Here is a 22,610-nt window from a genome sequence, read left to right as displayed (position 1 = left end):
GCGCAGCTCGCCTCCGGAGCCTGCAACCCGATCGACGATGTGCGCGGCAGCGCCAAGTACCGCAGGCACGCCGTCGGCATCCGCTTCCGGGCGGGCGCCGGCCGGCCGCCGGGAACGGGCTTGCGGACCGTCCGGAACCGGCTTCCGGATTCGCTTGTCAGTGGGTTGCACCACAATGGGTCGAGCAAGACACGCGCGGCACGGAACGGAAAGGAACGGCAGGCAGCGATGGCGGTATGGGACGACGTGGTCGGCCAGGACCGGGTGACGGCGCAGCTGGCCGCGGCCGCGCGCGATGCGGACGCCGTCGTCACGGCCGAGCACGCGGCGGAGGAGGCCCGGCGCGGCGCGCAGCCGGCGCCCGAGCCGCCGTCCGACCGGGGCGGCGCCTCCCAGATGACGCACGCCTGGCTGTTCACGGGCCCGCCCGGTTCCGGCCGCGCCACCGCGGCCCGCGCCTTCGCCGCCGCCCTGCAGTGCGTCAGCCCCGACCGCGCGCTCGGGGGCGCCCCCGGCTGCGGCTTCTGCGACGGTTGCCACACGGCCCTCGTGGGCACGCACGCCGATGTGGAGATCGTCCGTACGGACCTGCTGTCCATCGGCGTCAAGGAGACCCGCGACCTGGTGCGCCGCTCCTCGCTGTCCCCGGCCGGCGGCCGCTGGCAGGTGATCGTCCTGGAGGACGCCGACCGCCTCACCGAAGGCGCCGGCAACGTCCTCCTCAAGGCCGTGGAGGAACCAGCCCCCCGTACGGTCTGGCTCCTCTGCGCCCCCTCCATCGAGGACGTCCTGCCCACCATCCGCTCCCGCTGCCGCCACCTCAGCCTGCGTACGCCGCCGGTGGCCGCGGTCGCCGACGTCCTCGTACGGCGCGACGGCATCGACCCGGAAGCCGCCGACCGGGCCGCCCGCGCCACCCAGGGCCACATCGGCCGGGCCCGCCGCCTCGCCACCGACGAGCGCGCCCGCGCCCGCCGCGCAGCGGTGCTGAGGCTCCCCCTCCGCATCGACGACATCGGCGGCTGCCTCAAGGCCGCCCAGGAGCTGATCGACGCCGCGGGGGAGGACGCCAAGCAGGTCGCCGAGGAGGTCGATGCGAAGGAGACCGAGGAGCTGCGCGCCGCGCTCGGCGCCGCCGCCGGGACGGGCGGCCGGCTGCCCCGCGGCACGGCCGGCGTCATGAAGGAGCTCCAGGACAGGCAGAAGCGCCGCGCGACCCGCACCCAGCGCGACAGCCTCGACCTGGCCCTGGTCGACCTCACCGGCTTCTACCGCGACGTCCTCGCCCTCCAGATGGGCGCCTCCGTCCCGCTCGCCAACGACGAAGTACGCGACAGCGTCCAGCGCATCGCCGCCACCTCGACCCCCGCACGCACCCTCCGCCGCATAGAGGCCGTAATCGCCTGCCGCGAGGCCCTCGACCGCAACGTCGCCCCCCTCCTGGCAGTGGAATCCATGACAGCGGCCCTCCGCACGGGCTGACACCGGCACCCACCCCCCACTGCCCCCTCAACCACCCCCCACTGCCCCTCAAGCACCCACCCACTGCCCTTCAAGCACCCACCCACTGACCACCGGCCGCCGCTCACCGACCACTGACCGCTACCGGCCCACTACCGACCGCAGACCGCTACTCTCCCCACCCCACCCACTTCACCCCACCCCACCCCCCATCCCCACCCCACTCCACCCAGGGACCACTCGCATTCCACGGCTCACCTCCACATCCCCGCCCCGCACTCCAGGCTCCAGATTCAGGGGACCGAGACCAAGGGACCGCCCATGGCCACCAGCCGCCTGCTCCGCACCCCCGCCGCCGCCGTCCTGGCGGCCACCGCTCTGCTGATCTCCGGCTGTTCCACGGAGACCTCGTCCCCGGACGCCGAGGCGTCCCCGGGCCGTTCGACGGAGGCCGGCGTCCGGCGCCCCGCCGGGGACGGCTCCCTCCAGCCCCTCCCGACCGCCGTCCCGGCCAACCTCCGCCCTTACTACGACCAGAAGCTGAGCTGGCACTCCTGCGGCGCCGAGGGCTTCGAGTGCGCCACGATGAAGGCGCCCCTGGATTACGCCCACCCCAGCCCGTCCACGGACCTGAAGCTCGCGGTGGCCCGCAAGAAGGCCTCGGGTCCCGGCAGCCGGCTCGGCTCCCTCATGGTCAATCCGGGCGGCCCCGGCGGTTCGGCGATCGACTACCTCACGCAGTACGCGCCTCAGCCCGCGTCGGTCCGCGCCCGTTACGACATGGTGGCGATGGACCCGCGCGGCGTGGACCGCAGCGAACCGGTCGAGTGCCTGTCCAACAAGCAGATGGACCGCTACACCCAGACCGACCAGACCCCGGACTCCCCGGCCGAGGTCAACACACTCACCACCGCCTACCGCGACTTCGCCAAGGGCTGTGCAACCCGCTCCGGCAAGGTGCTCCCGCACGTCTCCACGATCGAAGCCGCCCGCGACATGGACGTCCTGCGTGCCGTCCTGGGCGACAAGAAGCTGACGTATGTGGGCGCCTCCTACGGCACCTTCCTCGGCGCGACCTACGCCGGTCTCTTCCCCACCCGCTCCGGCCGTCTGGTCCTGGACGGGGCCATGAACCCGGACCTCGACGCCCGCACGATCAACATCGACCAGACCGCCGGTTTCAACACCGCCTTCACGGCGTTCGCCAAGGACTGCGTCAAGAAGCCGGGCTGCCCGCTCGGCAACAAGAACGCCGAGGACGCCGGCCGGCAGCTCTCCGCCCTCTTCAAGAAGCTGGACGCCCACCCGGCGGAGACGGGCGAGGAGCGCAAGCTCACCGAGTCCCTCGCCACCACAGGCGTCATCGCCGCGATGTACGACCAGCGCGCCTGGCCCATGCTGCGCGACTACCTCACCCAGGCCAAGACCGGCAACGGCCGCGGGCTGCTCACCCTCTCCGACAGCTACTACGAGCGCGAGCCCAACGGCACCTACGCCAACCAGATGTACGCCAACCCCGCGGTGAACTGCCTCGACCTCGCGCCCGCCTTCACCACCCCCGACCAGGTACGCGCCGCCCTGCCCAGCTTCCGCAAGGCCTCCCCGGTCTTCGGTGAGAACTTCGCCTGGGCCGCCCTGAACTGCGCATACTGGCCGGTCAAGCCCTCCGGCTCGGCCCACCGCATCGAGGCCAAGGGCGCCGACCCGATCCTCGTCGTCGGCACCACCCGCGACCCGGCCACCCCCTACACCTGGGCCCGGGCCCTCTCCGGCCAGCTTTCCAGCGGCACCCTCCTCACCTTCGAGGGCGACGGCCACACCGCCTACGGCCGCGGCAGCGACTGCATCGACACCGCGATCAACACCTACCTCCTCGAAGGCACCGCCCCGCCCAAGAACAAGCGCTGCACGTGACCTGCCCCACACCCACCCCGCCCTTCCCTGACCAGCTCCTAAACGGGTTACAGACCACCCCTCTGCGATGTGTAGACTGGGCCGCGCACCACGCCGCCTTAGCTCAGTTGGCCAGAGCAACGCACTCGTAATGCGTAGGTCAAGGGTTCGATTCCCTTAGGCGGCTCAGCCAGAAAGCCAGGTCAGACCCCGTCTGACCTGGCTTTTCTCTTGCGTGGGGGTGCCACTGCGGCCGGTAGTGTCCCCTCGTTTCGTGCCACTGAATCCAAGGGGTGCGCGAGGGGAGCGCATGAGCGCAGAGCTTGTGCAGAGGGGTGCGCGAGGAAGACCGCCGAAGCGCCCCCCGAGCGGCCAGGCGCGGCTTCTCGGCGATCAGGCAGTTTTGTGGAACTGCTCCAATGCCCCCTTCTAGGCTGGGGAACGTGGCAGATCCGACGGACAACCTCCCGTTCCAGACCCTGGTGGCGCAGTCGAGTGCTGTGCTGTTGACCCACGGAGTCGAGGTGGAGCTGACGGCGGTGGAGCGTGTCGCAGCTCACCTCGTCGGAACCATGGCCAAGCAGGCGGGTATGGACCATGAGGAAGCTGTCCACCTGGTGACTCCGGAGGCCGTCGCCGGGATCATCATGAAAGCGGCGGCCGGGGATGGTCAGGGAGCCAGCGCACCGCACGGGGTGCGCCCGGTGCGCGTCGACGACCGCGCGGTTGCCGCGCCCGTCGAGTCGCTGGGCCACTTGGTCATGGCCGCCTCGCAGGCTGGAAAGTACGCCAGCCTCAATGGCGATGGTGCGGCAGCGGCGCGTCTCCTGGACCTGGCCACCGAGATCGGCGCCGCCCTCGTGAAACGCCATGCCGAGGGGGCAGCGGAGGTCCCGGTCGGGGTGCTCGACGAGCTGGCCGAACTGGTGGACGCGGTGGCCGAACGCGTTGAGACCGACGGCTGGAGCATCTGTCCCTGTGGCGAGGTCCACGGTCAGGACGAGGTGGACGCCGCCACCGTCCCCGTCATGCATCATCATGCCGCGCTCGCCCGGACTCTCCGCGAACGGGCCGAGCGCTACTGAACTTGATTGGGTGATGTCGGGCCTGTTCGCCTGACGAGGGCTGGTCGGTCCGGTAGCCCTGTGGGGCGTGAGATACGCACAGGGCGGTGGGTTGACCGACGCTGGGAGGGCTAGCGGGAGCGGATCCGGCTGGAGGCCGTGGAACGCTTCAAGGGCGGGGAGAAGAACAAGGACATCGCTGCCGCCCTGCGGATGAGTGAGCGGTCGGTGGAGCGGTGGCGTCGGCAGTGGCGTGAGCGTGGCGAGGCCGGGGTCCTGTCGAAGGCCTCGCCAGGCCGCCCGAGACACGGTCCGGCGCAGATGGCCCGGCTTGAGCCGGAGCTGGAGCGGGGTCCGCTCGCCCATGGCTGGGCCGACCAGCGGTGGACGCTGGCGCGGGTGAAGACGCTGATCGGCCGGCTCTTCCGCGTCTCCTGCACCGTGGAGGGCCCCCTGGCGGCTGCTGAAGCGGCATGGCTGGTCGTGGCAGCAGCCCGCGCGGCGGGCCATTGAGCGCGATGAGGAGGCGGTGGAGCTGCGGAAGAAGGAGGTATGGCCGCGGGTAAGAGCGCCGCGGCGGCGTGCGACGGCTGGATCGTCTTCGAGGACGAAGCCGGGCAGTCGATGACGCCGCTGCGTGCCAGGACCTGGGGCCGCAAGGGCTGCACCCAGGTGGTGCGGGTGCGGGGCCGGGGGTCGGGACGGGTGTCGATGGCGGGCATGACCTGCTAGAAGCCGGGCGAGCGGTCCCGGATGTTCTATGCGGTCCGCGAGTACAGCGGGCGCAAGGATCAGCTGAAGGGCTTTGGCTGGTGCGACTTCCGCGACCTTCTTATCCGGGCCCGTATCCAGCTCGGCGGCCCGATCGTGCTGGTGTGGGACAACGTCCGCATCCGCCTGACCTCCCCGTGCGGGAGTTCATCGCCGCGAACGCCGACTGGCTCACGGTCTTCCAGGCTGCCCTCGTACCACCGGGCCTGAACCCGCAGGAGGGCATCTGGGCGATGGTCAAACGCGACATCGGCAACCTCGCCGCAGCCGACCTGGGCCAGATCACCAGAGCCGTGAAGCGCAGGCTCAAGCAGATCCAGTACCGCCCCGACGTGGTCGAGGGCTGCCTCGCCGGCACCGGCCTGGTCATGGACGGCTGACCGACATCACGAATGCAAGTTCATTAGCGGGAGCAGCCCGCCTCCAGGCAGCCAAGGGTTGGGACTGCACGGTGCTGCTCTGGAACGCCGGAGCAGCACCGTGAGTTGAGCGGCCTTCGCGGCAACGCGGCCAGCTCTTTGCTCCCGAATCCATGGGTGGAGTCCGCAGTGACCCGGGGTATCCATGAGCGCTCCGATGAGCCACTCCTGGTGATAGTGGCCATCGTTCGACGACGCCGAAGCCGCGGTCAACTGCTCTTGGGACAAAACTGAGATGATTGCTCCACCACACCCACGCTGACCTGCGGCGGAGCCCCCCAGGTTTTTTGTCCCCAGATCGGGACGTCGGTGCAACAAAACGGGCCCGGTGAGGCCAGCGATTGGCCTTCGCGCATGGGCACCTGTCACTATCGATCCCTGCGTACGGGTGGCGTCGGCAACCGCCCCCGAGACGCGTGGAGTTGGAGTCCGCAGCAGACAATGAGAGGGGATATCCCTTGAGTCGCAAGCCGCAGCACGCACACTGCGCCGAGCCCCAGGTGCGCCCGCTGACGTTCCCGGAAGTGACCCTCATCATCGTGGTCATCGTCTTGGCGGTTGTTCTTTCGCTGTCCGGGATGCCCACGTTGGGGGTGCTCGTCCTCCTGGGAGAGGCGTGCTCCTTGGGCGTCCGTCTCGTGCGTCGCATGCGGCGTACGTGGCTGGTTCTCCCGGGAACCGCCCGTAACTAGCGATGGGGCGTCGAGAGAACCTGATCGACACGCCCAACAAGGCCCTGGCACTCCTGGCGTCGTGGCTTCGGACTACGCGCCGGGAGGCCGGCATCACCTACGCGCAATTGGCCCAACGCACTCCATTCAGCGCGGCAACGCTGGCTCGGGCCGCCTCCGGACAGTCCGTGCCGAAACTGGAGGTGGTAGTTGCCTTCGTTGAGGGGTGCGGGGGTGATGCCAGTACAGCCGAGTACTTCTGGACAAGGGCTTTCCGTGATCGAGTTCAGGTGAGTGATGGTCGTCGTCAAAACCGCACCGTACACATATCCTTCGTACGGGACTTTTCAGAGCTTCACGAGGCAATGCTTTACCTGTATCGAAGGGAAGGCGCCCCCTCCTACCGAGAATTGGATATTCGTGCACGCAGCCGCGGTGAGCGGATTCCTCGTTCAACCCTAGGCAGGTTCTTGAACCGCGCCAATGTTCCGAGTCGGGGGTTCGTTATCGCGTTCTCCCGAGCATGCGGAGTTCCGGACGGTGAGGTCGAGATGTGGGGGCAGGCATGGGATCGTGCCAAACTTCCGCGGCGAGCGAGACCAAGAATCATCGGCGTGGATGCAAGTGGTACCTGAACTTGAATTCGTGATGTCGGTCAGCCGTCCCTGACCAGGCCGGTGCCGGCGAGGCAGCCCTCGACCACGTCGGGGCGGTACTCGAAGACACAGCCGATGATGGTCCACCTTTGGTGGCCGGTGCGTATCGCCTGACCAGTGGTCTCGTTCAAGCCTTCGGTGTGCCCGAAGCCCCGCAGTTCACCGACCACGGCGCAATTCGCGGGAGGTACTGGGGCAGCGACTGGCGGGACCGGCTGATGCGCTGGGCATAAGAAGCCGGCGTGGAGTGGACCAACGAGACGCTGCCTGAGTGATCACTGTGCACGCACGCGGCCTGCCAGTGCTCCGCCACACCTCCTGGCACGGCGGAGCACGTGGAGTCGGCGATGATGTTCGCCGCCCGCCACGGGGGCTAATGCTCGGTGCGGTCTCGACAGTGGTACTGGGGCATGACCCGGCTCAGCCATGCCGGATCGGCGCCAGCACGCAGTAGATCCTGATAGGTGTCGTGCGAGCCGTACCAGGTTCCCATTGCCCGGAAACGCAACTGGAGCGTGCCCGCTCGGCTCTTGGGGCTGCTGAGTTCCGCGGTGCATTGACGGTCGTATTGGGGGTCCGCCCACGACGCGTCGCACTCGCAGTGGAGCTTGTCGACCATCAAGTCCAAGCCCCACTTGGGGTCCGTCAGATGGTCGATGAATTCGTTGTGCGGGGGCCGGACTCCGGGATCGTGCTTGAGCTCGAAGTGCCAGCGGTCCCAGGTCACCCAATAACGCGTGCAGTACGCGGCGCTCACCTCGTGGAACAGGCCGCTGCGGCGCAGCAGTCCGCTGGGAAGCCAGGACGCTTCCTCGACGGCCTTGCAGAGTTCGGCATGATCGTGGCGAAAGGCTCTTTCCGGTTGCGTCATGTCTGGGTTACTCCAACATGGCCGGTATCCGTCAGCTGCCAGGCTTGCTTCGCGTTCAGCGGTCAGCGTGGACCAGTTGATGTCGCCGTCGCACGTGAGGACCACTCTCGCGCTGGTTTCGGCCAGGGACAGGTGGAGGGCCTTCGTTGAAGCTTGGGTGACCCGAATGCCAGGTACGCCGAGGACGTGTACCTCTTCGTCGGACTTCATCGCATCAGGCAGTTCAGCCGGCAGCAGTCCTTCCAGGGCGTGGGCCACCAGCGGGTGGCCGTGCCGTGTCACGGATGCGTCCAGTTTTACGACGACGCCATCCGCACGCGGGGAGACAGAGCTGATCCCGATCGGATGCCTGAAGTAGTCAACGTCCCCCCGGAGGTGCTCGAACACCAGGGCTTCAAGAAGGCGCTGGGGGCCGGTGGCTTCGGGGATGCGCGGCCATCCGGCTGGCAGGGCGTGCAGTTGTTGGAGCGCCTGCGTGTGCGTAAGTCCTGTGTAGCGGTGGAAGCGCTTCGCGTTGCGGTCGGCGTATCCGTGCGGCATGTCTGTCCCTGTCCTCGCGTGCTGCCGACCCAGCACGGCGGGTACGAGAGCAGACTGCTTCGACACGGTGCTGTGGGTACTGCCGCGGGTGGAGCAGACATCGACTTCTTTCTCCTGTGACGACACCGCGGTCGGGCAATGTCAGGAGTGGCCTCCCGTAAGGCCACTACCGACGATGCCTTCCCGAGCAGCAGGTGTCACGCGACGCGCCCATGCGATGCCCCTTGCGCATTACCACCGTGGCCATGTCGTCTCGGCGTGGTGAGACGCCTACGAGTGGTGGTCCATCCGGACGGCACGGAGGTAGATGGCCCACCACGAGCGCCCGGGCGAAGGGAACGAGGCCCTGTGCCCGGGCGCGATAGACGAAGGCCACACCGACTACGCCGTGAGCACTTCCCCCTGGGCGGCGCCGCAAGTGCACTCGCACGTACAGCGGGGCGAGGCGCCGATGGCGGGAGCAGGGCGGGCCGCACGCTGCTCGATCACCGAGCGGATCGCCCGCGGGGCGCGGGGCACGAGCTTGACGACGGCCTCTGCCGCCGCGCGGGCCAGGTCGTCGAGGACGGACTGGTAGATGTCGCGGGTGATGCGGGTGTCGCTGTGACCCAGGGTCTCGGAGACGACCTTGATGTCGACGTCGGCTGCGAGCATGAGAGTTGCGGCACCGTGGCGCAGGTCGTGCAGGCGGATCGGCGGCAGGCCGGCCTCGGCGACAAGGCGCTCGAAGAGGTCGGAGATCTTGCCGGGGTGCAGCCAGGAGCCGTCCTCCTCGGTGAAGATGCGGCCGGTGTCCTTCCAGGCGTCGCCCCACTTGCGCTTCGCTTCTTCCTGCGCGGCTTTGTGCGCCTCCAGGAGTTCGACCGTCTCGTCATCGAGCGCGATGGAACGGATGCCGCTGTTGGTCTTCGGGAGACCTTCGAGGACGTCCCATCCGTCCTGGACGAGCTGGGTGGCGATCTCCAGCGAGCGCGACTTCTTCGAGTAGTCGATCCAGCGCGGGCCACAGCCCTCGCCTCGGCGCAGGCCACGGAAGGCGATCAGCCGCCACATGACCTCCAGCCGGTGCCCGACGATGTGGTCCAGGAACTTGCCGGTCTGCTCCGGCGTCCAGACCATCACCGGGCTGGGCTTTTCGCCCGTGGCCAGCCAGTGAGCCACCCGTTCATCGGTCCATACGAGAGCCTTGGGCTTGGTGCCGGGCTCCAGCTCGACGTGCTCGGCCGGGTTGTAGTTCGGGAGGATCCGCTGGGCGATGGCAGTGTTGAGCGCGGCGCGCAGGGTGGCCTTGATGTGGTGCTGCGTGTTGACGCTGGTAACCCGGCGGAAGGGCGGCATCTGGTCGATGGCGGCCTGCAACCACTTGCGGCGGGCCCGGTTCTCAGCCCCCTTCCAGGCGATGGTCTTCAGTTCCTCGATGGCGGCGCGCCGCTGGGTGTTCTGCTCCTGGATCTCGATGTTCGCTTCGTTGATGGCGTTGAACATCCGGTCCAGGTGAGGCACGTTGAGCTTGTCGAGGCGCACCTCGCCTAGGTGGGGTTTGAGGTGAACGCGGACGTCGCATTCGTACCGCTTGTAGCCGCTCACACGGAGGCGCTTCTTGCCGCCGAGCCAGAGGTCGAGCCACTCGGCTACCGACATCTTGGGGTTGAGGGCCTGTCCCGCCGCCAGCCGCCGACGTGTCTCGTCGTAGTCCGGCAGCGGTTCCTTGTTCCTGGAGCAGGTCTCCAGCATGTCGCTGATCGCCGATTGACCCGCCGGGTCGTCATCGTCGGGTATGGCGAGCAGGGCGCGGACCTTGTTCAGTTCCTTGGTCGCGTCCGCCGAGGACTCGAAACCGCTGCGGCGGAATTCGCGGCGCGTTCCGTCTGCCCGGTTGGTCAGTTCGTGGCGTATGGCCCAGGTGCCGTGGCGCCGATTGGTGAGCTTGGGGCACGCCTTGCCGTAGTTCTTGCCGGTCTCGGGGTTGCGGCAGGAACAGCGCCGAGTGGCTGTGCCGCCGGACGCGGTGGTGCTGGTCACGGCTAGTCCTCGGGGTCGTGCTCATCGACGAAGGAGAGATCGGCAGGGAGGGCCGGTGGGACGAGGCCACGCTCCCGCATCGCGTTGCGAAACTCCCGCAGCTCTCTGCAGTCGTCGAAGGCAAGCTGTTCGTATGAGGCAGCGGCTTCGAGGAGGGTCTCGCGGCGCCCCGAGTCGAGCGTGCTGCTGGCCTTCCGGCGCCGCTCCTTCGCCAGGCGGGTGGAGGCCAGGGCCGTGGCCACAGCGTCGCTGTGGCCACGGAAAGTGTCCAGCACGTCACGGGCGGAGCCTTCCGGCGCGGGCTTCTCCAGAGGTGTCTCGCCGGTGAACCAGGCCACCGCCTCCCAGGTCGAGACCTCCCGATCGGGGAGCACAGCGACGGAGGCTTCCGTGCCCAGAGGGAACAGCAGGCTGATCGGCGGGACCTTGTAGACCTCGGCCAGGACGAGGAACTCCGCGAGGTCGATTGAGCTGCGACGCCTGGTCTCCAGATTCGTGATCGTCGTTTTCGGAACCGATAGACCCAGGGCGGCGCATGCCTCGGCTGCCTCGGCGACGGTGAGGCGAGCGGCCTTACGTGCCTCGCGCATCCGCTCCGCGACGCGGGCGGTGAAGCTCGGCGACCAGTCAAGATTTGTCATAGCTGCAACTTACGACGTCAAAATGGGTGGCCGCAACATCCGTGATACTCATGTCGCTGCCAGCACAACTTTCGGCGATCGGAACACATCATGGCTACATGCAAGGCTGTCCGGGGGATGACCCGCGAAGAGCTGCTCGCACTGCCTGTCGCCGTCGACCTCGACACGGCCAATAAGGCGCTTACGATCGGCCGCAGCACGGGATACGCCTTGGCGAAGCGGGGCGAGTATCCGGTCGCTGTCCTCAGGCTTGGGAACGCGTACCGCGTGGTCACGGAGGAGCTGCACCGGCTCCTTGGCGTACATCCGGAGCAGGCAGTCGTGCGCTAAGAGGTAGACCGGTTCCAAATGCCGGTTCGACGAGAGGACGCGAACTCGCCCCTCTTTCCGTTGGCGCGGCAGCGGGGTCGTGGACTCCTCCTGTCCGCCTGGGGTTAGGAGACCGCTCGGAGCGGTAGATCCTGAGCGATGGGTACGGGGCGGAGCATCGGCCCCGTGACGTCAATCGGGGCGTTCAAGCCGTCCAGGAGCACGATGATCCGGTCGATGTTGGTGAGGCGCCGCTGTCCGGACTCCAGCAGCGACAGAAAGGCCTGGCTCAGGCCCGTAAGCAGGGCCATGTCCTCCTGGCGGAGCCGACTGTGCTCTCGTATGAGCCGGCAGACAGTGCCGAAGTCACGCTGGACCAGCGCGTCTCTGACATCCCGGCAATCCCAGACGCGGGGCGGGACGAAGGGGCACGCAGGTTGTTCCGTCGTCCCCCTGCGACCACAGCCGGCACAGACGTCATCACTGTTGTACCTGCTCAGGCGGCACTGGCAGCTGATGCACCGACGGCGCGCAGATCCAACTACCTCAGTGCTTCGCGGCCCTGACACTGTGATCGTCTCCTTCGCCTGCTGATCAACCGTGGATCCGGCAAGTGCGCCACCGGAGTGGGCCCCATCACACCGGCGTTCGGCGTCGCGGAGTATCACTGGTGCTTGGCGAAGCTGCTCATCATCGGGCGACGTGACTTTTCAACATCTGCTTACACCTGCGTTCGCATGGGGCAGACTTAAGGTCTCGATCATGGCGAGCAACAGTCAGGCGGTAGCACTCATGGCGAAGCGCCGCGCGGGGTGGCGTCCGGACCAGCTCCGCGCCATGCGCGAAGCACACGGTCTGACGCTTGAGGGTGCCGGTGAGCGGCTACGTGAAGTCGCGCGAACTGCTGGACTCAACGTGCCGGCTGCGAACTTCCAGACTCTGTGGCAGCACGAGCAAGGAGTGTATCCCGGTCCGCATTACCGCCGGGCTTACTGTCTTCTCTACCGAGCTACCGAGCCCGAGCTGGGGTTCCGTAAGGCGCTGCCGGGTGAGCAGACCCAGCTCCAGCTCACCCCGTCGGGGGCAGAGCCGCTCGGCGATCACGTGCTGGCCGTTGAGCGCGCGGTGCTGCAGATTGCCCCGGGCGACGCCGACAGCAATGGCCGAGAGGTTCAGCAGCGGATCGTAGACGCGTGGAAACGCCGGCATACCGGGGGCGATCCGAATCGGCCCACGCTGTTGATGGTGGGCGGATTCGCCGGCAGCGGCAAGTCGGAGTTCTCGCGATTCATCTCGCGGCTCACAGGATGGCCGGTGCTCGACAAGGACCCCATCACCCGTCCGCTTGTTGAGCGGCTTCTGGTGGAGATGGGGAGCGATCCCAACGACCGCCACTCCTCGACGTACCGGGAGAAGGTGCGGCCCCTGGAGTACCAGTGCTTGTTGGAGACCGCTTACGCCAACGTCGACTGCTCGATCAGCACCGTGCTCACCGCACCGTTCGTCGCCGAGGTGAGCGATGAGCGGTGGATGCGCCGCCTGACCAACCGGTGCGAGGCGCGGGGGGTGACCGTGGCGGTCATCTGGATCCAATGCGACTTGGAGACCATGCACGAGTACATCAGCTTCCGGTCGGCAGCCCGCGACAGCTGGAAGCTGCAGAACTGGGACGAGTACGCCGCGTCGGTCGATCCGGAACTGCGACCAGTCGTACCGCACCTGGTGGTCGACAACCGGCTCGGTGCGGCGATATCCCTTACTGATCAGGTTCGGCAGGTCATCGGGACGGTGTTCGCATGAGCCAGGGCATCCTGCTGTACGGCCCGCCCGCGTCCGGCAAGGACACCATTACCGCGGCACTGTGCGAGCTCGACGATGCGTACAGCGCGTTTGAACGCCTCAAGATCGGCAGCGGCCGCACCCAAGGCTACCGGATGGGGACCACCGAACAGCTCGCGGAGCTTGAGGCACGCGAAGACGTGATCTACCGCAACGACAGGTACGGCAACATCTACCTTGTGGACCGCCCAGGACTTGCCACAGCCATGCAGGACGGCCGCATCCCCATCCTGCACCTCGGGCAGATCACTGGCCTGGAGATGGTGATGGAGAAGTTTCCCGCCTCGTGGACCCGGGCGTTGCTGTGGTGCTCGCGCGAGTGCACCGCGATCCGTTCCAAGGCACGTGGTGACAGTGACACCGAGGACCGCGTGGCTGCCTGGGAAGCCACGGCCCAAGACCTCTCGGCCAGCACGGACTTCGCCTGGGACCTGCGGCTCGATACCGACACCATGTCCCCTACAGAGGCGGCGCGAAAGATTGATCTCCTAGTTCGCTCCGGCAGCTGAGGGCCGGCGGAACAACGCACGCATTTACAGTTCGTCGTGTCCCTCGCGGTCAGGGGCGGCTTGCAGGAACGAGAGTGCCTCGGCGACGGTGAGCTCGCAGTCTCGGGCATCCGACCATCGATGGAGAACTCGGCTGGCTGCTCGCATCAGGTCATCTGGCAACCCAGCCTCTCGCAGCAGGGCTGCTGCATCGTCCAGTTCGGGGCCCCAGCGCCAAGCGCGGGAGGCCGTCTTGGGAATGTAGCCGGTCTCGGCCAGGTAGCTTCCACCACGCTTCCCGGCGATCTTGAGGAGTTCATCGGCGACACCGCTGGCGTCGGCGACGCCGTAGGCGAGCGCGGCCAGGACACGGGAAGCCTTCTGGTAGCTCGAGTACGACAACTTCAGCGCAGAGGCAGCTCCCACCTCGGCGCCCAGCACGTGAGTCTTCACGTCGCTGCCGACGAACAGGGCCGTGGCCTGGGAGCAACCATCAGGGTCGCCGGACAGATACAGAGTGGGCTGCTTGCCGCCCACGGGCGGGGAGCCGACCACAGCGCCGTCGATGACGACTGCGCTCGGCAGTAGTTCAGCGATATCCCCAACTCGGCGAGGTGTGATCGCGTTTGCCTCGATATACAACCCCCCGCGGAACCCGCAGCCGACCACCTGCTGCGCGACGTCCACGGCAGCGGCAGGTGGACACAGGGCCAACAGCACATCGGCGCGCGCCACCAGCTGGACCAGGTTCTGTACGCCTTCGAGGCCGGCGTTCTCGGCACGGAGCCGGGAACGACTGCTGCGACCTTCCGTGCACCACAGCACGCGTACGTTCTGCCGTCGCAACTGGGCGCCAAAGGCTGCACCCATGCTTCCGGGATGCAGCAGCCCAACGGTGGTCGGTTCCGAACTCACCCGCGGTGTCCTCTCAGCTCGCCATGATGAGCAGCAGGTCGATCGCCTGGCGCACATCGTTTGCACTATGGTCCGGCGCCACGTCCTCTCCAGGCCAAGGCATGCTGTGGCTGATCCAGATGGTGCGCAATCCGGCCGACTTGCCGCCGCGGATATCGGTGTCCACCCCGTCTCCCACCATCCAGCCGCCGAGAGCAAGATCGGCCCCGCAGGCGGCGGCCGCTCTCTCGAAGATCGCCACGTCCGGCTTGCGGACGCCGACTGCCTCAGAGTCGCAGACCGCATCAACATGATCGGCGATCCCTGACGCGGCCACCTTCGCAGTCTGAATTTCGGTCGCGCCGTTCGTGGCAACGGCGACTTTCCAACCGGTGCGTCGGAGTGTGGACAGGCCTTCGAGCACATCAGCAGGGCATGTGACCGAGCGAGCCATGTGGGCGCAGTAGTCGCGCCACAGCATCTCGGGTGAGGGGGCAAGGCCGTGCTGCGCGCGGATCACCTCGAAGGTCTCAGGAGAGGCACGCTCGCGCACCACCTGGAGAAGGCGTGCTCGGGCAGGGTCATCCAGAGCATGTTGCGCGGAGAAGGCTGAGACCCAGATCGCCAGGGGACCTTGGCGGTCAACGAGGGTGTTGTCGAGGTCGAAGATCACCAGTCGCTGCATGGAAGCAGACCCTACGGGCCCCGTGAACGCGGACGTCGAGAGCGGTGCCAACGGCAGACACTGAAGGAACGGCAAACCCGACGACAGCCATACGCGGCACGGGGGTTGGTCACCACAGGTCTACACTGCCGATCATGACGCAGAGCCCTGTTGATCTGGTGATCTTCGATTGTGACGGCGTGCTGGTGGACAGCGAGCGGATATGCGTCAAAGTGGACGCGGTGATCACGGCTGACCTGGGGTGCGCATTCACCGAGGCGGAGATCATCGAGAAGTTCGTCGGCTCGTCCACCGAGATCTACACGGCTGCTGTGGAGGAACGGCTTGGACGGCGTCTGGAGAAGGATTGGCTGCAGCAATACGAGCATCTGTATCAAGCTGCCTTCGAAGCGGAACTGACCGCTGTCGATGGCGTCGTAGAAGCCCTGAACGGTCTCACGACGCCCGTCTGCGTCGCATCGAACACTAACCACGCCAGCCTCAGGAGAAACCTGGAGATCGTCGCGCTGAGCGACCACTTCGCGGGGCATATCTTCAGCGCTGCCGACGTCCCCCGAGGCAAGCCTGCCCCCGACCTCTTCTTGCACGCTGCTCGCTCCATGGGCGTGGAACCCGGGCGGTGCGCGGTAATCGAGGACAGCGCATACGGAGTTCAGGCAGCCCGTGCTGCCGGCATGCGGGCCTTCGGCTACTGCGGCGGTCTCACACCAGCCTCGCGGCTGGAAGGGCCAGGCACCACCCTGTTCGACGATATGCGTGACCTGCCCAAGCTGCTGGCCACCGCTACCTACTGAGCTCCCGCAGCGCCTCGCCCACTACAACTTGAAAGACACGTCCGCCACGTAAACCAGCAAGTCCGAACGCGATCTTGTCGGAGATCGACGTAGCTCGCTGGCAATAGCACGGACAGTGAGGCCAACCATGTGACACGTGTACCCGGTCGGTCTCCGACAGGGAGTGCAAAAGGTGCCCGGGCCGGCCGTCGTGCCACACGACCGGCGCGAGGGTTGATGCCGACTCTTGCTTGCCTCTCGGCGCCGTAGACCAGCTTCGTGAGCGGAAGTACTCCTCCTCCCGCTCACGGCTGAGCTTCCATCCCCGGCCTGCTTCAGGCTCCGGTGACCTCGATAGCCGCCAGGTTCTTCTTGCCCCTGCGCAACACCAGCCAGCGTCCGTGCAGCAGCTCGTCGGTCGTGGCCACCGCGTCCTCGGCGGTCACCTTCACGTTGTTCACGTAGGCGCCGCCCTCCTTCACGGTGCGACGGGCGGCCGACTTGCTCGCCGCCAGGCCAGCCTCCGCGAACAGATCGGTGACCAGGCCGAGCTTGCTCACCTTGGCGTTCGGGAGCTCGGAGACCGCGGCGGCCAGCGTCGCCTCGTCGAGTTCGGCGAGCTCACCCTGCCCGAACAGCGCCTTCGACGCGGCAATCACGGCGGCGCACTGGCCGGCGCCGTGCACCAGCGTGGTCAGCTCCTCGGCAAGCGCACGCTGCGCGGTGCGGGCTTGCGGCCGCTCCTCGGTCACCTTCTCCAACTCCTCAAGCTCCGCACGGGACTTGAAGGAGAGGATGCGCATGTACCGCGAGATGTCCCCGTCGTCCGTGTTCAGCCAGAACTGGTAGAACGCGTACGGCGTGGTCATCTCCGGGTCGAGCCAGAGCGTGCCGGTCTCCGTCTTGCCGAACTTGGTGCCGTCCGCCTTCGTCATCAGTGGCGTCGCGAGCGCGTGCACATTGGCGTGCGGCTCCCGGCGGTGGATCAGATCCAGACCGGCCGTGAGGTTGCCCCACTGGTCGCTGCCGCCCGTCTGGAGGGTGCAGCCGTACCGCCGGTAAAGCTCCAGGAAGTCCATGCCCTGAAGCAGCTGGTAGCTGAACTCCGTGAAGCTGATGCCCTGATCGGACGCCAGGCGCTGGGCGACCGAGTCCTTGGTGAGCATCTTGTTCACCCGGAAGTGCTTGCCGATGTCCCGCAGGAACTCGATCACGGTCATGCCCCCGGTCCAGTCCAGGTTGTTGACCATGGTCGCCGCGTTGTCGCCCTCGAAGGAGAGGTACGGCTCGATCTGCGCGCGCAGCCGGGTCACCCACTGGGCGATGGTCTCCGGGTCGTTCAGGGTGCGCTCGGCGGTCGGCCGAGGGTCGCCGATGTGGCCGGTCGCGCCGCCCACGAGCGCCAGCGGCCGGTGCCCGGCCTGCTGGAGTCGGCGGAGGGTAAGCACCTGCACCAGGTGGCCGACGTGCAGGCTGGCCGCGGTCGGGTCAAAGCCGCAATAGAAGGTGACGGGGCCGTCCGCGAGAGCCTTGCGCAATGCGTCCTCGTCAGTGACGTGGGCGATCAGCCCGCGCCACTGGAGCTCGTCGACGATGGCCGTCACGGTCTGTGTCTCCTTGAGTCGCGTGTATAGTGCGGCGGCCAGTGTAGTCCTCCAGCCGGGCTTCTGCGTTTGCGCTGGTCAGCGGGCATGCGCGGAAAGTGAACAGCCAAGATCACTCCACATCGGAGTGTCCTGGATCACGCAGCCCCGAACCATGTGCCGAGCAGCTGGTCGACGACAGCTTCGCTGTGCTCGCGGTAGTCACGCACGAGCGCTCTGCCATTGGTCACGAATCGGGTCCGAAGTGTCGGATCGTGATCGATCGCGCCGATCGCCTGACCGAGATCCCGCGCGGCCCGCTTGATGTCGTCCGGGGAAACCACGGGATATAGCACATTGCCCTCGTCGAGCTCGTAGCCGGCGATCGGGGGCGGGGCAATGAACATCGCGGCGTCTCCGAGCTCGGGCAGGCTGCCTATCCGGTGAGCTACGACGGGCACGCCTGACTCCATTGCTTCAAGCGTGACTCGTGCGAGACCCTCCGGGCCTAGGGACGGAACCAGCAGAATCCTGGTGCGGTTGTAGATCGTGGTGGGATCCGGGGCGAATGGGGCCACTTGGACGTTCGGTGAAGGTGGCGCGTACGCCGGGGCATCGGGCCAGGTTTCCACGACTAGGTAGGCGTCGCCGGGGCGCTGTCGAATGAGCGCGTCCCAGACACACCGGCCCTTGATCGGGTGGTGATTGATCAATGTCAGGAACCGACCCTCCGGGCCCGGGGGTGCCGGGCTGACTTGTCGCTCGGGAAGGAGGTTGGGGAGAACGTGCGCTGGCACACCGGTTTGGCTGTGGAAGGCGTCGGCGATGGTCTGGCTGACCGCGTGCACGCCAGCCTGCCGCATCAGGCCGTAGTAGCTCCGGACCTCGTCGGCGGGGTGGTCACCGCTTGTGGGGTATAGCTGGTCGGTAACGAGGACAGCTACTTGCCGGCCGCTCGCAAGGCTTTCGTCCAGCACGGCGTGATGCGCTTCGTTGAGGCGGACTGCGCACGAGTTGAGCAGGATCACGTCGGGGTCCAGGTCGTTCAGAAGATCTTGAAGAGCCCGCCGGTACGCGCTCGCTGCCCCCGGGGCGCCGATGAAGGTTTCGTGGACAGTGCAACCCTGGACCGTTCTGGTTCTGCGTTCGATTCCGGGGTTCCTGCGTTGGGCGATACAGGCGAGGCTGGCTGGGTGCCCGCGGGTTATGACGCGTTGCAGTAGCTCGCGAACTTGCAGGAACAGGCCGTTGGTGAAGCCCTCGCGGGTGAAGTCGTCGATACTCACAAAGACGATTCCGGACATGGCGTTACTCCTCGTGGGCCGCGGCGGCGGCGAAGGCATCGAGCAAGGTCCGGAGCCGGGCGCCGATCTGGCTGTCGGCGGAGGGTGGGCCGGCGACGCTGAGGGGACTGGGGGCGAGCATTTTTAGGCATGCGATCGCTGAGTACAGGTCGAATACACGCAGCCGGTTTGGACCGACGCACAGTGGCGCTGCAACCTGCTCGATGCAGTCGGCCTCCGGTCCACGGGCCAGAAGGCCGGCGCGAGCGACGCCGAGCGGGTACAGGGCGTCACCGAATCCGACCTCGTCCAGGTCGACGATCGCCGTGACTCTCCCGCCATCCACCAACACGTTCTGGTGGGTGGCGTCGATCAGATAGGGCAGCGGGTCGATGCCATCGAGCTCGGGGTGTAGCTCGTGGATGGTTCTGCGGATTTGTTCGATGGCCGGGAGCTGCCGCTGCAGGGGCGTGAGCTGATTGATCGCGCCGGTGAAGTACTCCCACAGCACGTCCGACCAGCGCGGGTGGCAACGAAGGTCGCCGTAGCTGGCAATACCGCCGTACCCGGGACCGGGCGGGAGGCCGCGCGTGCGGTGTTGGATATCGAGCAGGTCGTCGGCAACGCTGCGCTTCTCGGCGGCCGTAAGGTTGGCGTAGACGTTGCAGAGATCAGCACCTGGGGCTCGCTCAAGGAACATGATCGGCCAGGGCAGTACCGTCCCGCTCAGGTCCATGGACAGCACGCGGGGAACGGGCACTCCCACCCCAGCCAGCTGGCGTCGCCAATACGCGAATCCGGTGAAGCACTCGGCGCGGTCGTGTCGCGTGATCCGCGCAATCACGCACTCACCGGACGCCAACTTCACCGTGAACACGAAGTGACTGCGGCCCATCGGGATTCGGTGCGCGGTCACGGCCTCTTGGCGCAGGCAGCGACTGGCCGCCTGCAGGACTGCCTGCTCTGTCGGGGGCTTCATGGCAGGAGCACCTCTGCTGCCGCGAGCGGGATAACGCTGAGGCTGGCGTAGCCTCGAAAGAAGGACCAGGTCGTCTCGAAGTCGTCGGTGCTGACGATCAGGCCAGGCACCCCGAGGCAACCCGCGAGGTGGCCCAGGCCGCTGTCGCATCCCACGAAGAGACGGCACGACAGCAGACGGGCGACCATCTCGGGAAGCTCAGCCCTGACGTAGGTCAGGTCATGGCCGAGGTAGGCCGCGGTGTCGGGGCCGCCAAGGACTCGCACTTCGCCGTGCGCTGCAACCTGGCCCAGGAGCCGCCGGGCGGAGTCTCGCGGTGGCGCGGTGCTGGAACGCGCATCGAGCTGGCAATACACCACACTCTCTCGGCCACTAGGCGTCGGTGCCTGGCGGAGGGGCAGCGGCGGTACTCGGTGGCGGGCTCGCCCCCCGAAGGTGTCGGTGACGGCGTGGTTGAACCGGTCGAGCCAGGGGACGCTCCATGAAGACCGGGCGAAGATTGTGTCGCCACTGATCGCTTCGCTGGGCGAAGGGGCATAGCTCACCCGTTCGCAGGCGAACACCTCGACAACTTCGGCGAGGATGGGTGAACCGGTCACGGCAACTGACGTCACGGCGTTGTCGTGGCAGTAGCGCTCCAGGCCGGTCACGATGCTCAGCGCATCGCCGAGACGGTTATGCCGGGCAAACCGCATCACAGCTCCCCCGGGGAGCGTTGACATCGATGTGCCCGCACCCGACGGGTCTTTTGCCGCGTCGACGAGCTGGTCGCTCAGGCAGCGCAGCCCGCGTTGGCCGCAGCGCCAAGTCCGGGGAACCGCCGCAATGTCCACTGCGGGCTTGTGGTGGGCATCGACGAAACGCACCTCATCGAAGCCGAACTCCTCGATGAGGTCACCCATCGCCGACGGCCCGCTCACCTCGACTCGGGCTAGCCCATGTTTTCGGGCATAGGAGGCCAGGCCGGCCGCCAACTCGACACAGTCACGGACAGGGAGGTCGGCGGCGGCGAAGCGCGTCGGCAGCTCTTCTCGGCCGCTCAATGACGGTCGGTTCACCGGACCCCCTCGTGCACATCTGCATCCATATACGTGGCGTCGAACCGTCGCTTTGCCCTGAGCAGGCGCACGACCAGCTCTCTGGCGTGAGCATCGGAGAAGTACGGATTGAGGGAGTACACCCGCAGAGCCACGACGGGCTCGCCGGCCGGTGTGTAGAACGCCGCTGAGGACTTGCTCACCGCAATCTGTTCGGCGTCCGGTATGCGTTGACGCGATAGCCACGCGAACAGGTCGGACGTGTACTGGTTTATTCGGCGCACCGAACTGGTGTCGCCGAAGTCCTCCTCCGTAGCAGCCGGGTCATCCGGCGGGTAACAGCGCACGAACACATCCGGGCCGTATGAATGTGTGTTGATGGCTGTCGCGTCGCGACCTGCCAAGGTATCAATGTGGCGCCGGAGGGCTTCGGCTGTCTCAAGCGCGTGACCGAGCAGTTGCCGCAGCCCCTGCTTGCCCAGAGTCTGCAGGCCAACCCAGGTCGCGACCATGTTCGCCGCCGACCTGGACGTCTCCAGCGTGAAGGTCCCGGGGTTGTAGGCGTCCTTGTCATGGAACAACGGAGTCATGACTCCGCCATCGCGGCGCAGGCGCGAAAAATCTCGCCCGTCTCGCATGACGATCATGCTGGAGGTATACGGCGCGAAACCGGTCTTGTGGAAGTCCGTTCCGAACGAGTCGGCGTACCGCACCGTTCTCAGGCGCTCCACAAGCCGTGACAGCTTGGCCACCACAGGTGGGCTGAAGCCGAGGGGATTGCGATGCAGGTCGTAATCGATAAAGCAGAGGTACGCCCACCCGATGACCGTGTCAGCATGTACGTGGGGCGTGTAATCCAACCCATATTCGGCGGCCAGCCGATCCCGCATCGCAGCGATCTCGGCGAAGTCATCGACAGCCATATTGGAGGTCGTCCCGCCTGCCCCCATGATGCAGGCAAGCCGGTGCCCGCGTGCCAGTACGTCGCGACAAGCCGCTTCCATCGACTCCAGGTCCGTGGTCTGGTCCGGCAGCGACGCAGCGGATATGTAGTTGCGGGTACCGATCCCAAGCCAGGCGCACGCGGACTTCTGCGAGTAGTGCGCCGGCCAGGAGCCGACGACGGCCATCCCAGGCTCGATCCCACGCTCGGCGTGGTCGGGCTGCGCCTTGGAGATGCCGACGTTGATCGCGTACAGGTTGGTCGCCGTGCCGCCGAACGTGAACAAGCCGCCTGCCCGATCCGGGTCGTACCCCGCCAGACGCGCCAGCGCCCGAGCGGAGGACAGCTCGGCGGAGAGGGTCTCCGCGGCGTCCTCCCCGGTGACGCCGTTCGGCATGAACAACGACACCGCGCACAACGCCGCCAGGTTGACGAACGACGGTGGCGGAACGATGTTCTTCGCGAACATCTGGTGATGCACTTTGACCGACCCAGCCAGCCACCCACGCAATTGGCCGAGAACCGTCTCCGCAGCGACAGGGCCCTCCGGCAGGCGTCCGTCACCCACCGGTGAGCACTCACCCTCCTGGCCGAGACGCGGATACACGGGCCCCTCGCCCTGATGGCTCAGGGCCTCATCGAGAGCGCAGCGAATGAGCTCGACAAGCACATTGGCATTGGCCCCGTCGGGGCGCAGGAACAGGCCGCTACGCCAGCGCGCAAACTCATCTCCATCCCCGTAGGAATCAGCTGTCATCGCGGATCGATCCCAGCGCCTCGGAGGATCA

Annotated in this window: 20 protein-coding genes, 1 tRNA gene and 1 pseudogene; 10 read left to right on the top strand and 12 right to left on the bottom strand. The window is 67.0% G+C overall.

From position 1 onward, the window contains the following. Nucleotides 1-228 precede the first annotated feature (228 nt). The 6 genes and pseudogenes from ACWD6P_RS10880 to ACWD6P_RS10855 all read left to right on the top strand — a co-directional run bounded on the left by ACWD6P_RS10880 (nucleotide 229) and on the right by ACWD6P_RS10855 (nucleotide 6,914). Nucleotides 229-1,482 carry a DNA polymerase III subunit delta' gene (locus tag ACWD6P_RS10880; RefSeq protein ID WP_451443707.1) on the top strand — a complete coding sequence of 418 codons (1,254 nt, stop codon included), beginning with the start codon at nucleotides 229-231 and terminating at the stop codon, nucleotides 1,480-1,482. 300 nt (nucleotides 1,483-1,782) lie between these two features. Continuing rightward, on the top strand, nucleotides 1,783-3,375 hold the full coding sequence (locus ACWD6P_RS10875; protein WP_451443706.1) for an alpha/beta hydrolase: 1,593 nt from the start codon (nucleotides 1,783-1,785) through the stop codon (nucleotides 3,373-3,375). A gap of 92 nt (nucleotides 3,376-3,467) precedes the next feature. Further along, nucleotides 3,468-3,541, top strand: a tRNA-Thr gene (locus ACWD6P_RS10870). A gap of 256 nt (nucleotides 3,542-3,797) precedes the next feature. Beyond that, nucleotides 3,798-4,439: a hypothetical protein gene (locus ACWD6P_RS10865; protein WP_451443705.1), complete on the top strand. Its 642-nt coding sequence runs from the start codon at nucleotides 3,798-3,800 to the stop codon at nucleotides 4,437-4,439. 67 nt (nucleotides 4,440-4,506) lie between these two features. Continuing rightward, nucleotides 4,507-5,569, top strand: a pseudogene (locus ACWD6P_RS10860) (IS630 family transposase). A 733-nt stretch (nucleotides 5,570-6,302) separates the two neighbouring features. Further along, a complete protein-coding gene (locus ACWD6P_RS10855) occupies nucleotides 6,303-6,914 on the top strand; it encodes a helix-turn-helix domain-containing protein (RefSeq protein WP_451443704.1) in 612 nt (203 codons plus the stop codon). Nucleotides 6,915-6,934: 20 nt separating this feature from the next. On the opposite strand, the gene ACWD6P_RS10850 is transcribed toward ACWD6P_RS10855, so the two are convergent. The 4 genes from ACWD6P_RS10850 to ACWD6P_RS10835 all read right to left on the bottom strand — a co-directional run bounded on the left by ACWD6P_RS10850 (nucleotide 6,935) and on the right by ACWD6P_RS10835 (nucleotide 11,009). Then, nucleotides 6,935-7,066, bottom strand: a complete 132-nt coding sequence (locus ACWD6P_RS10850; RefSeq protein WP_451443703.1) for a hypothetical protein — start codon at nucleotides 7,064-7,066, stop codon at nucleotides 6,935-6,937. 242 nt (nucleotides 7,067-7,308) lie between these two features. Then, complete coding sequence (locus ACWD6P_RS10845) at nucleotides 7,309-8,346, bottom strand: hypothetical protein (protein WP_451443702.1); 1,038 nt, start codon at nucleotides 8,344-8,346, stop codon at nucleotides 7,309-7,311. A 381-nt stretch (nucleotides 8,347-8,727) separates the two neighbouring features. After that, the gene (locus ACWD6P_RS10840) at nucleotides 8,728-10,368 is read right to left on the bottom strand and encodes a tyrosine-type recombinase/integrase (protein WP_451443701.1); all 1,641 of its coding nucleotides are present in this window, start codon (nucleotides 10,366-10,368) and stop codon (nucleotides 8,728-8,730) included. 2 nt (nucleotides 10,369-10,370) lie between these two features. Continuing rightward, nucleotides 10,371-11,009, bottom strand: coding sequence for a helix-turn-helix domain-containing protein (locus tag ACWD6P_RS10835; RefSeq protein WP_451443700.1), 639 nt, complete (start codon nucleotides 11,007-11,009; stop codon nucleotides 10,371-10,373). Nucleotides 11,010-11,126: 117 nt separating this feature from the next. On the opposite strand from ACWD6P_RS10835, the gene ACWD6P_RS10830 reads away from it, so the two are divergent. After that, nucleotides 11,127-11,339 (top strand): integrase, encoded by a 213-nt coding sequence (locus ACWD6P_RS10830; RefSeq protein WP_451443699.1) that lies wholly within the window; start codon nucleotides 11,127-11,129, stop codon nucleotides 11,337-11,339. A 104-nt stretch (nucleotides 11,340-11,443) separates the two neighbouring features. Here the strand turns inward: ACWD6P_RS10830 and ACWD6P_RS10825 are convergent, their stop codons facing one another. Next, nucleotides 11,444-11,887: a helix-turn-helix domain-containing protein gene (locus ACWD6P_RS10825; RefSeq protein ID WP_451443715.1), complete on the bottom strand. Its 444-nt coding sequence runs from the start codon at nucleotides 11,885-11,887 to the stop codon at nucleotides 11,444-11,446. Nucleotides 11,888-12,080: 193 nt separating this feature from the next. On the opposite strand from ACWD6P_RS10825, the gene ACWD6P_RS10820 reads away from it, so the two are divergent. Further along, complete coding sequence (locus ACWD6P_RS10820) at nucleotides 12,081-13,118, top strand: AAA family ATPase (protein ID WP_451443698.1); 1,038 nt, start codon at nucleotides 12,081-12,083, stop codon at nucleotides 13,116-13,118. Then, the gene (locus tag ACWD6P_RS10815) at nucleotides 13,115-13,666 is read left to right on the top strand and encodes a guanylate kinase (protein WP_451443697.1); all 552 of its coding nucleotides are present in this window, start codon (nucleotides 13,115-13,117) and stop codon (nucleotides 13,664-13,666) included. Before ACWD6P_RS10820 ends, ACWD6P_RS10815 begins: the two co-directional genes overlap by 4 nt. Before the next feature lie 24 nt (nucleotides 13,667-13,690). On the opposite strand, the gene ACWD6P_RS10810 is transcribed toward ACWD6P_RS10815, so the two are convergent. Further along, nucleotides 13,691-14,560, bottom strand: a complete 870-nt coding sequence (locus tag ACWD6P_RS10810; RefSeq protein ID WP_451443696.1) for a DUF1932 domain-containing protein — start codon at nucleotides 14,558-14,560, stop codon at nucleotides 13,691-13,693. A 13-nt stretch (nucleotides 14,561-14,573) separates the two neighbouring features. Beyond that, nucleotides 14,574-15,224: an HAD family hydrolase gene (locus tag ACWD6P_RS10805; protein ID WP_451443695.1), complete on the bottom strand. Its 651-nt coding sequence runs from the start codon at nucleotides 15,222-15,224 to the stop codon at nucleotides 14,574-14,576. Nucleotides 15,225-15,358: 134 nt separating this feature from the next. Between ACWD6P_RS10805 and ACWD6P_RS10800 the strand changes: the two genes are divergently transcribed. Beyond that, nucleotides 15,359-16,018: an HAD family hydrolase gene (locus ACWD6P_RS10800; protein ID WP_451443694.1), complete on the top strand. Its 660-nt coding sequence runs from the start codon at nucleotides 15,359-15,361 to the stop codon at nucleotides 16,016-16,018. A 314-nt stretch (nucleotides 16,019-16,332) separates the two neighbouring features. Here ACWD6P_RS10800 and tyrS read toward each other — a convergent pair whose 3' ends face one another. The 5 genes from tyrS to ACWD6P_RS10775 form a co-directional block, all read right to left on the bottom strand. After that, nucleotides 16,333-17,601, bottom strand: a complete 1,269-nt coding sequence (tyrS, locus tag ACWD6P_RS10795) for a tyrosine--tRNA ligase (RefSeq protein ID WP_451443693.1) — start codon at nucleotides 17,599-17,601, stop codon at nucleotides 16,333-16,335. A 137-nt stretch (nucleotides 17,602-17,738) separates the two neighbouring features. Then, entirely contained in the window at nucleotides 17,739-18,884 is a 1,146-nt protein-coding gene (locus ACWD6P_RS10790) for a glycosyltransferase family 4 protein (protein WP_451443692.1), read from the bottom strand. A 4-nt stretch (nucleotides 18,885-18,888) separates the two neighbouring features. Further along, nucleotides 18,889-19,842: an aminoglycoside phosphotransferase family protein gene (locus tag ACWD6P_RS10785; protein WP_451443691.1), complete on the bottom strand. Its 954-nt coding sequence runs from the start codon at nucleotides 19,840-19,842 to the stop codon at nucleotides 18,889-18,891. Next, a complete protein-coding gene (locus tag ACWD6P_RS10780; RefSeq protein WP_451443690.1) occupies nucleotides 19,839-20,900 on the bottom strand; it encodes a glycosyltransferase family 9 protein in 1,062 nt (353 codons plus the stop codon). Before ACWD6P_RS10780 ends, ACWD6P_RS10785 begins: the two co-directional genes overlap by 4 nt. Beyond that, on the bottom strand, nucleotides 20,897-22,579 hold the full coding sequence (locus tag ACWD6P_RS10775; protein WP_451443689.1) for a pyridoxal phosphate-dependent decarboxylase family protein: 1,683 nt from the start codon (nucleotides 22,577-22,579) through the stop codon (nucleotides 20,897-20,899). Before ACWD6P_RS10775 ends, ACWD6P_RS10780 begins: the two co-directional genes overlap by 4 nt. Between the last annotated feature and the right edge of the window lie 31 nt (nucleotides 22,580-22,610).

The sequence above is a fragment of the Streptomyces sp. NPDC002446 genome, assembly GCF_053595675.1.
This window is presented reverse-complemented; position numbering and strand designations above follow the sequence as displayed.

Bases quoted from the DNA above. Each gene is read 5' to 3' on its own strand.
- ACWD6P_RS10835 (WP_451443700.1), bottom strand. From the start codon at position 11,009: ATGACAAATCTTGACTGGTCGCCGAGCTTCACCGCCCGCGTCGCGGAG.
- ACWD6P_RS10880 (WP_451443707.1), top strand. From the start codon at position 229: ATGGCGGTATGGGACGACGTGGTCGGCCAGGACCGGGTGACGGCGCAG.
- ACWD6P_RS10875 (WP_451443706.1), top strand. From the start codon at position 1,783: ATGGCCACCAGCCGCCTGCTCCGCACCCCCGCCGCCGCCGTCCTGGCG.
- ACWD6P_RS10800 (WP_451443694.1), top strand. From the start codon at position 15,359: ATGACGCAGAGCCCTGTTGATCTGGTGATCTTCGATTGTGACGGCGTG.
- ACWD6P_RS10855 (WP_451443704.1), top strand. From the start codon at position 6,303: ATGGGGCGTCGAGAGAACCTGATCGACACGCCCAACAAGGCCCTGGCA.
- ACWD6P_RS10805 (WP_451443695.1), bottom strand. From the start codon at position 15,224: ATGCAGCGACTGGTGATCTTCGACCTCGACAACACCCTCGTTGACCGC.
- ACWD6P_RS10830 (WP_451443699.1), top strand. From the start codon at position 11,127: ATGACCCGCGAAGAGCTGCTCGCACTGCCTGTCGCCGTCGACCTCGAC.
- ACWD6P_RS10820 (WP_451443698.1), top strand. From the start codon at position 12,081: ATGGCGAGCAACAGTCAGGCGGTAGCACTCATGGCGAAGCGCCGCGCG.
- ACWD6P_RS10785 (WP_451443691.1), bottom strand. From the start codon at position 19,842: ATGAAGCCCCCGACAGAGCAGGCAGTCCTGCAGGCGGCCAGTCGCTGC.
- ACWD6P_RS10815 (WP_451443697.1), top strand. From the start codon at position 13,115: ATGAGCCAGGGCATCCTGCTGTACGGCCCGCCCGCGTCCGGCAAGGAC.
- ACWD6P_RS10845 (WP_451443702.1), bottom strand. From the start codon at position 8,346: ATGCCGCACGGATACGCCGACCGCAACGCGAAGCGCTTCCACCGCTAC.
- ACWD6P_RS10775 (WP_451443689.1), bottom strand. From the start codon at position 22,579: ATGACAGCTGATTCCTACGGGGATGGAGATGAGTTTGCGCGCTGGCGT.
- ACWD6P_RS10790 (WP_451443692.1), bottom strand. From the start codon at position 18,884: ATGTCCGGAATCGTCTTTGTGAGTATCGACGACTTCACCCGCGAGGGC.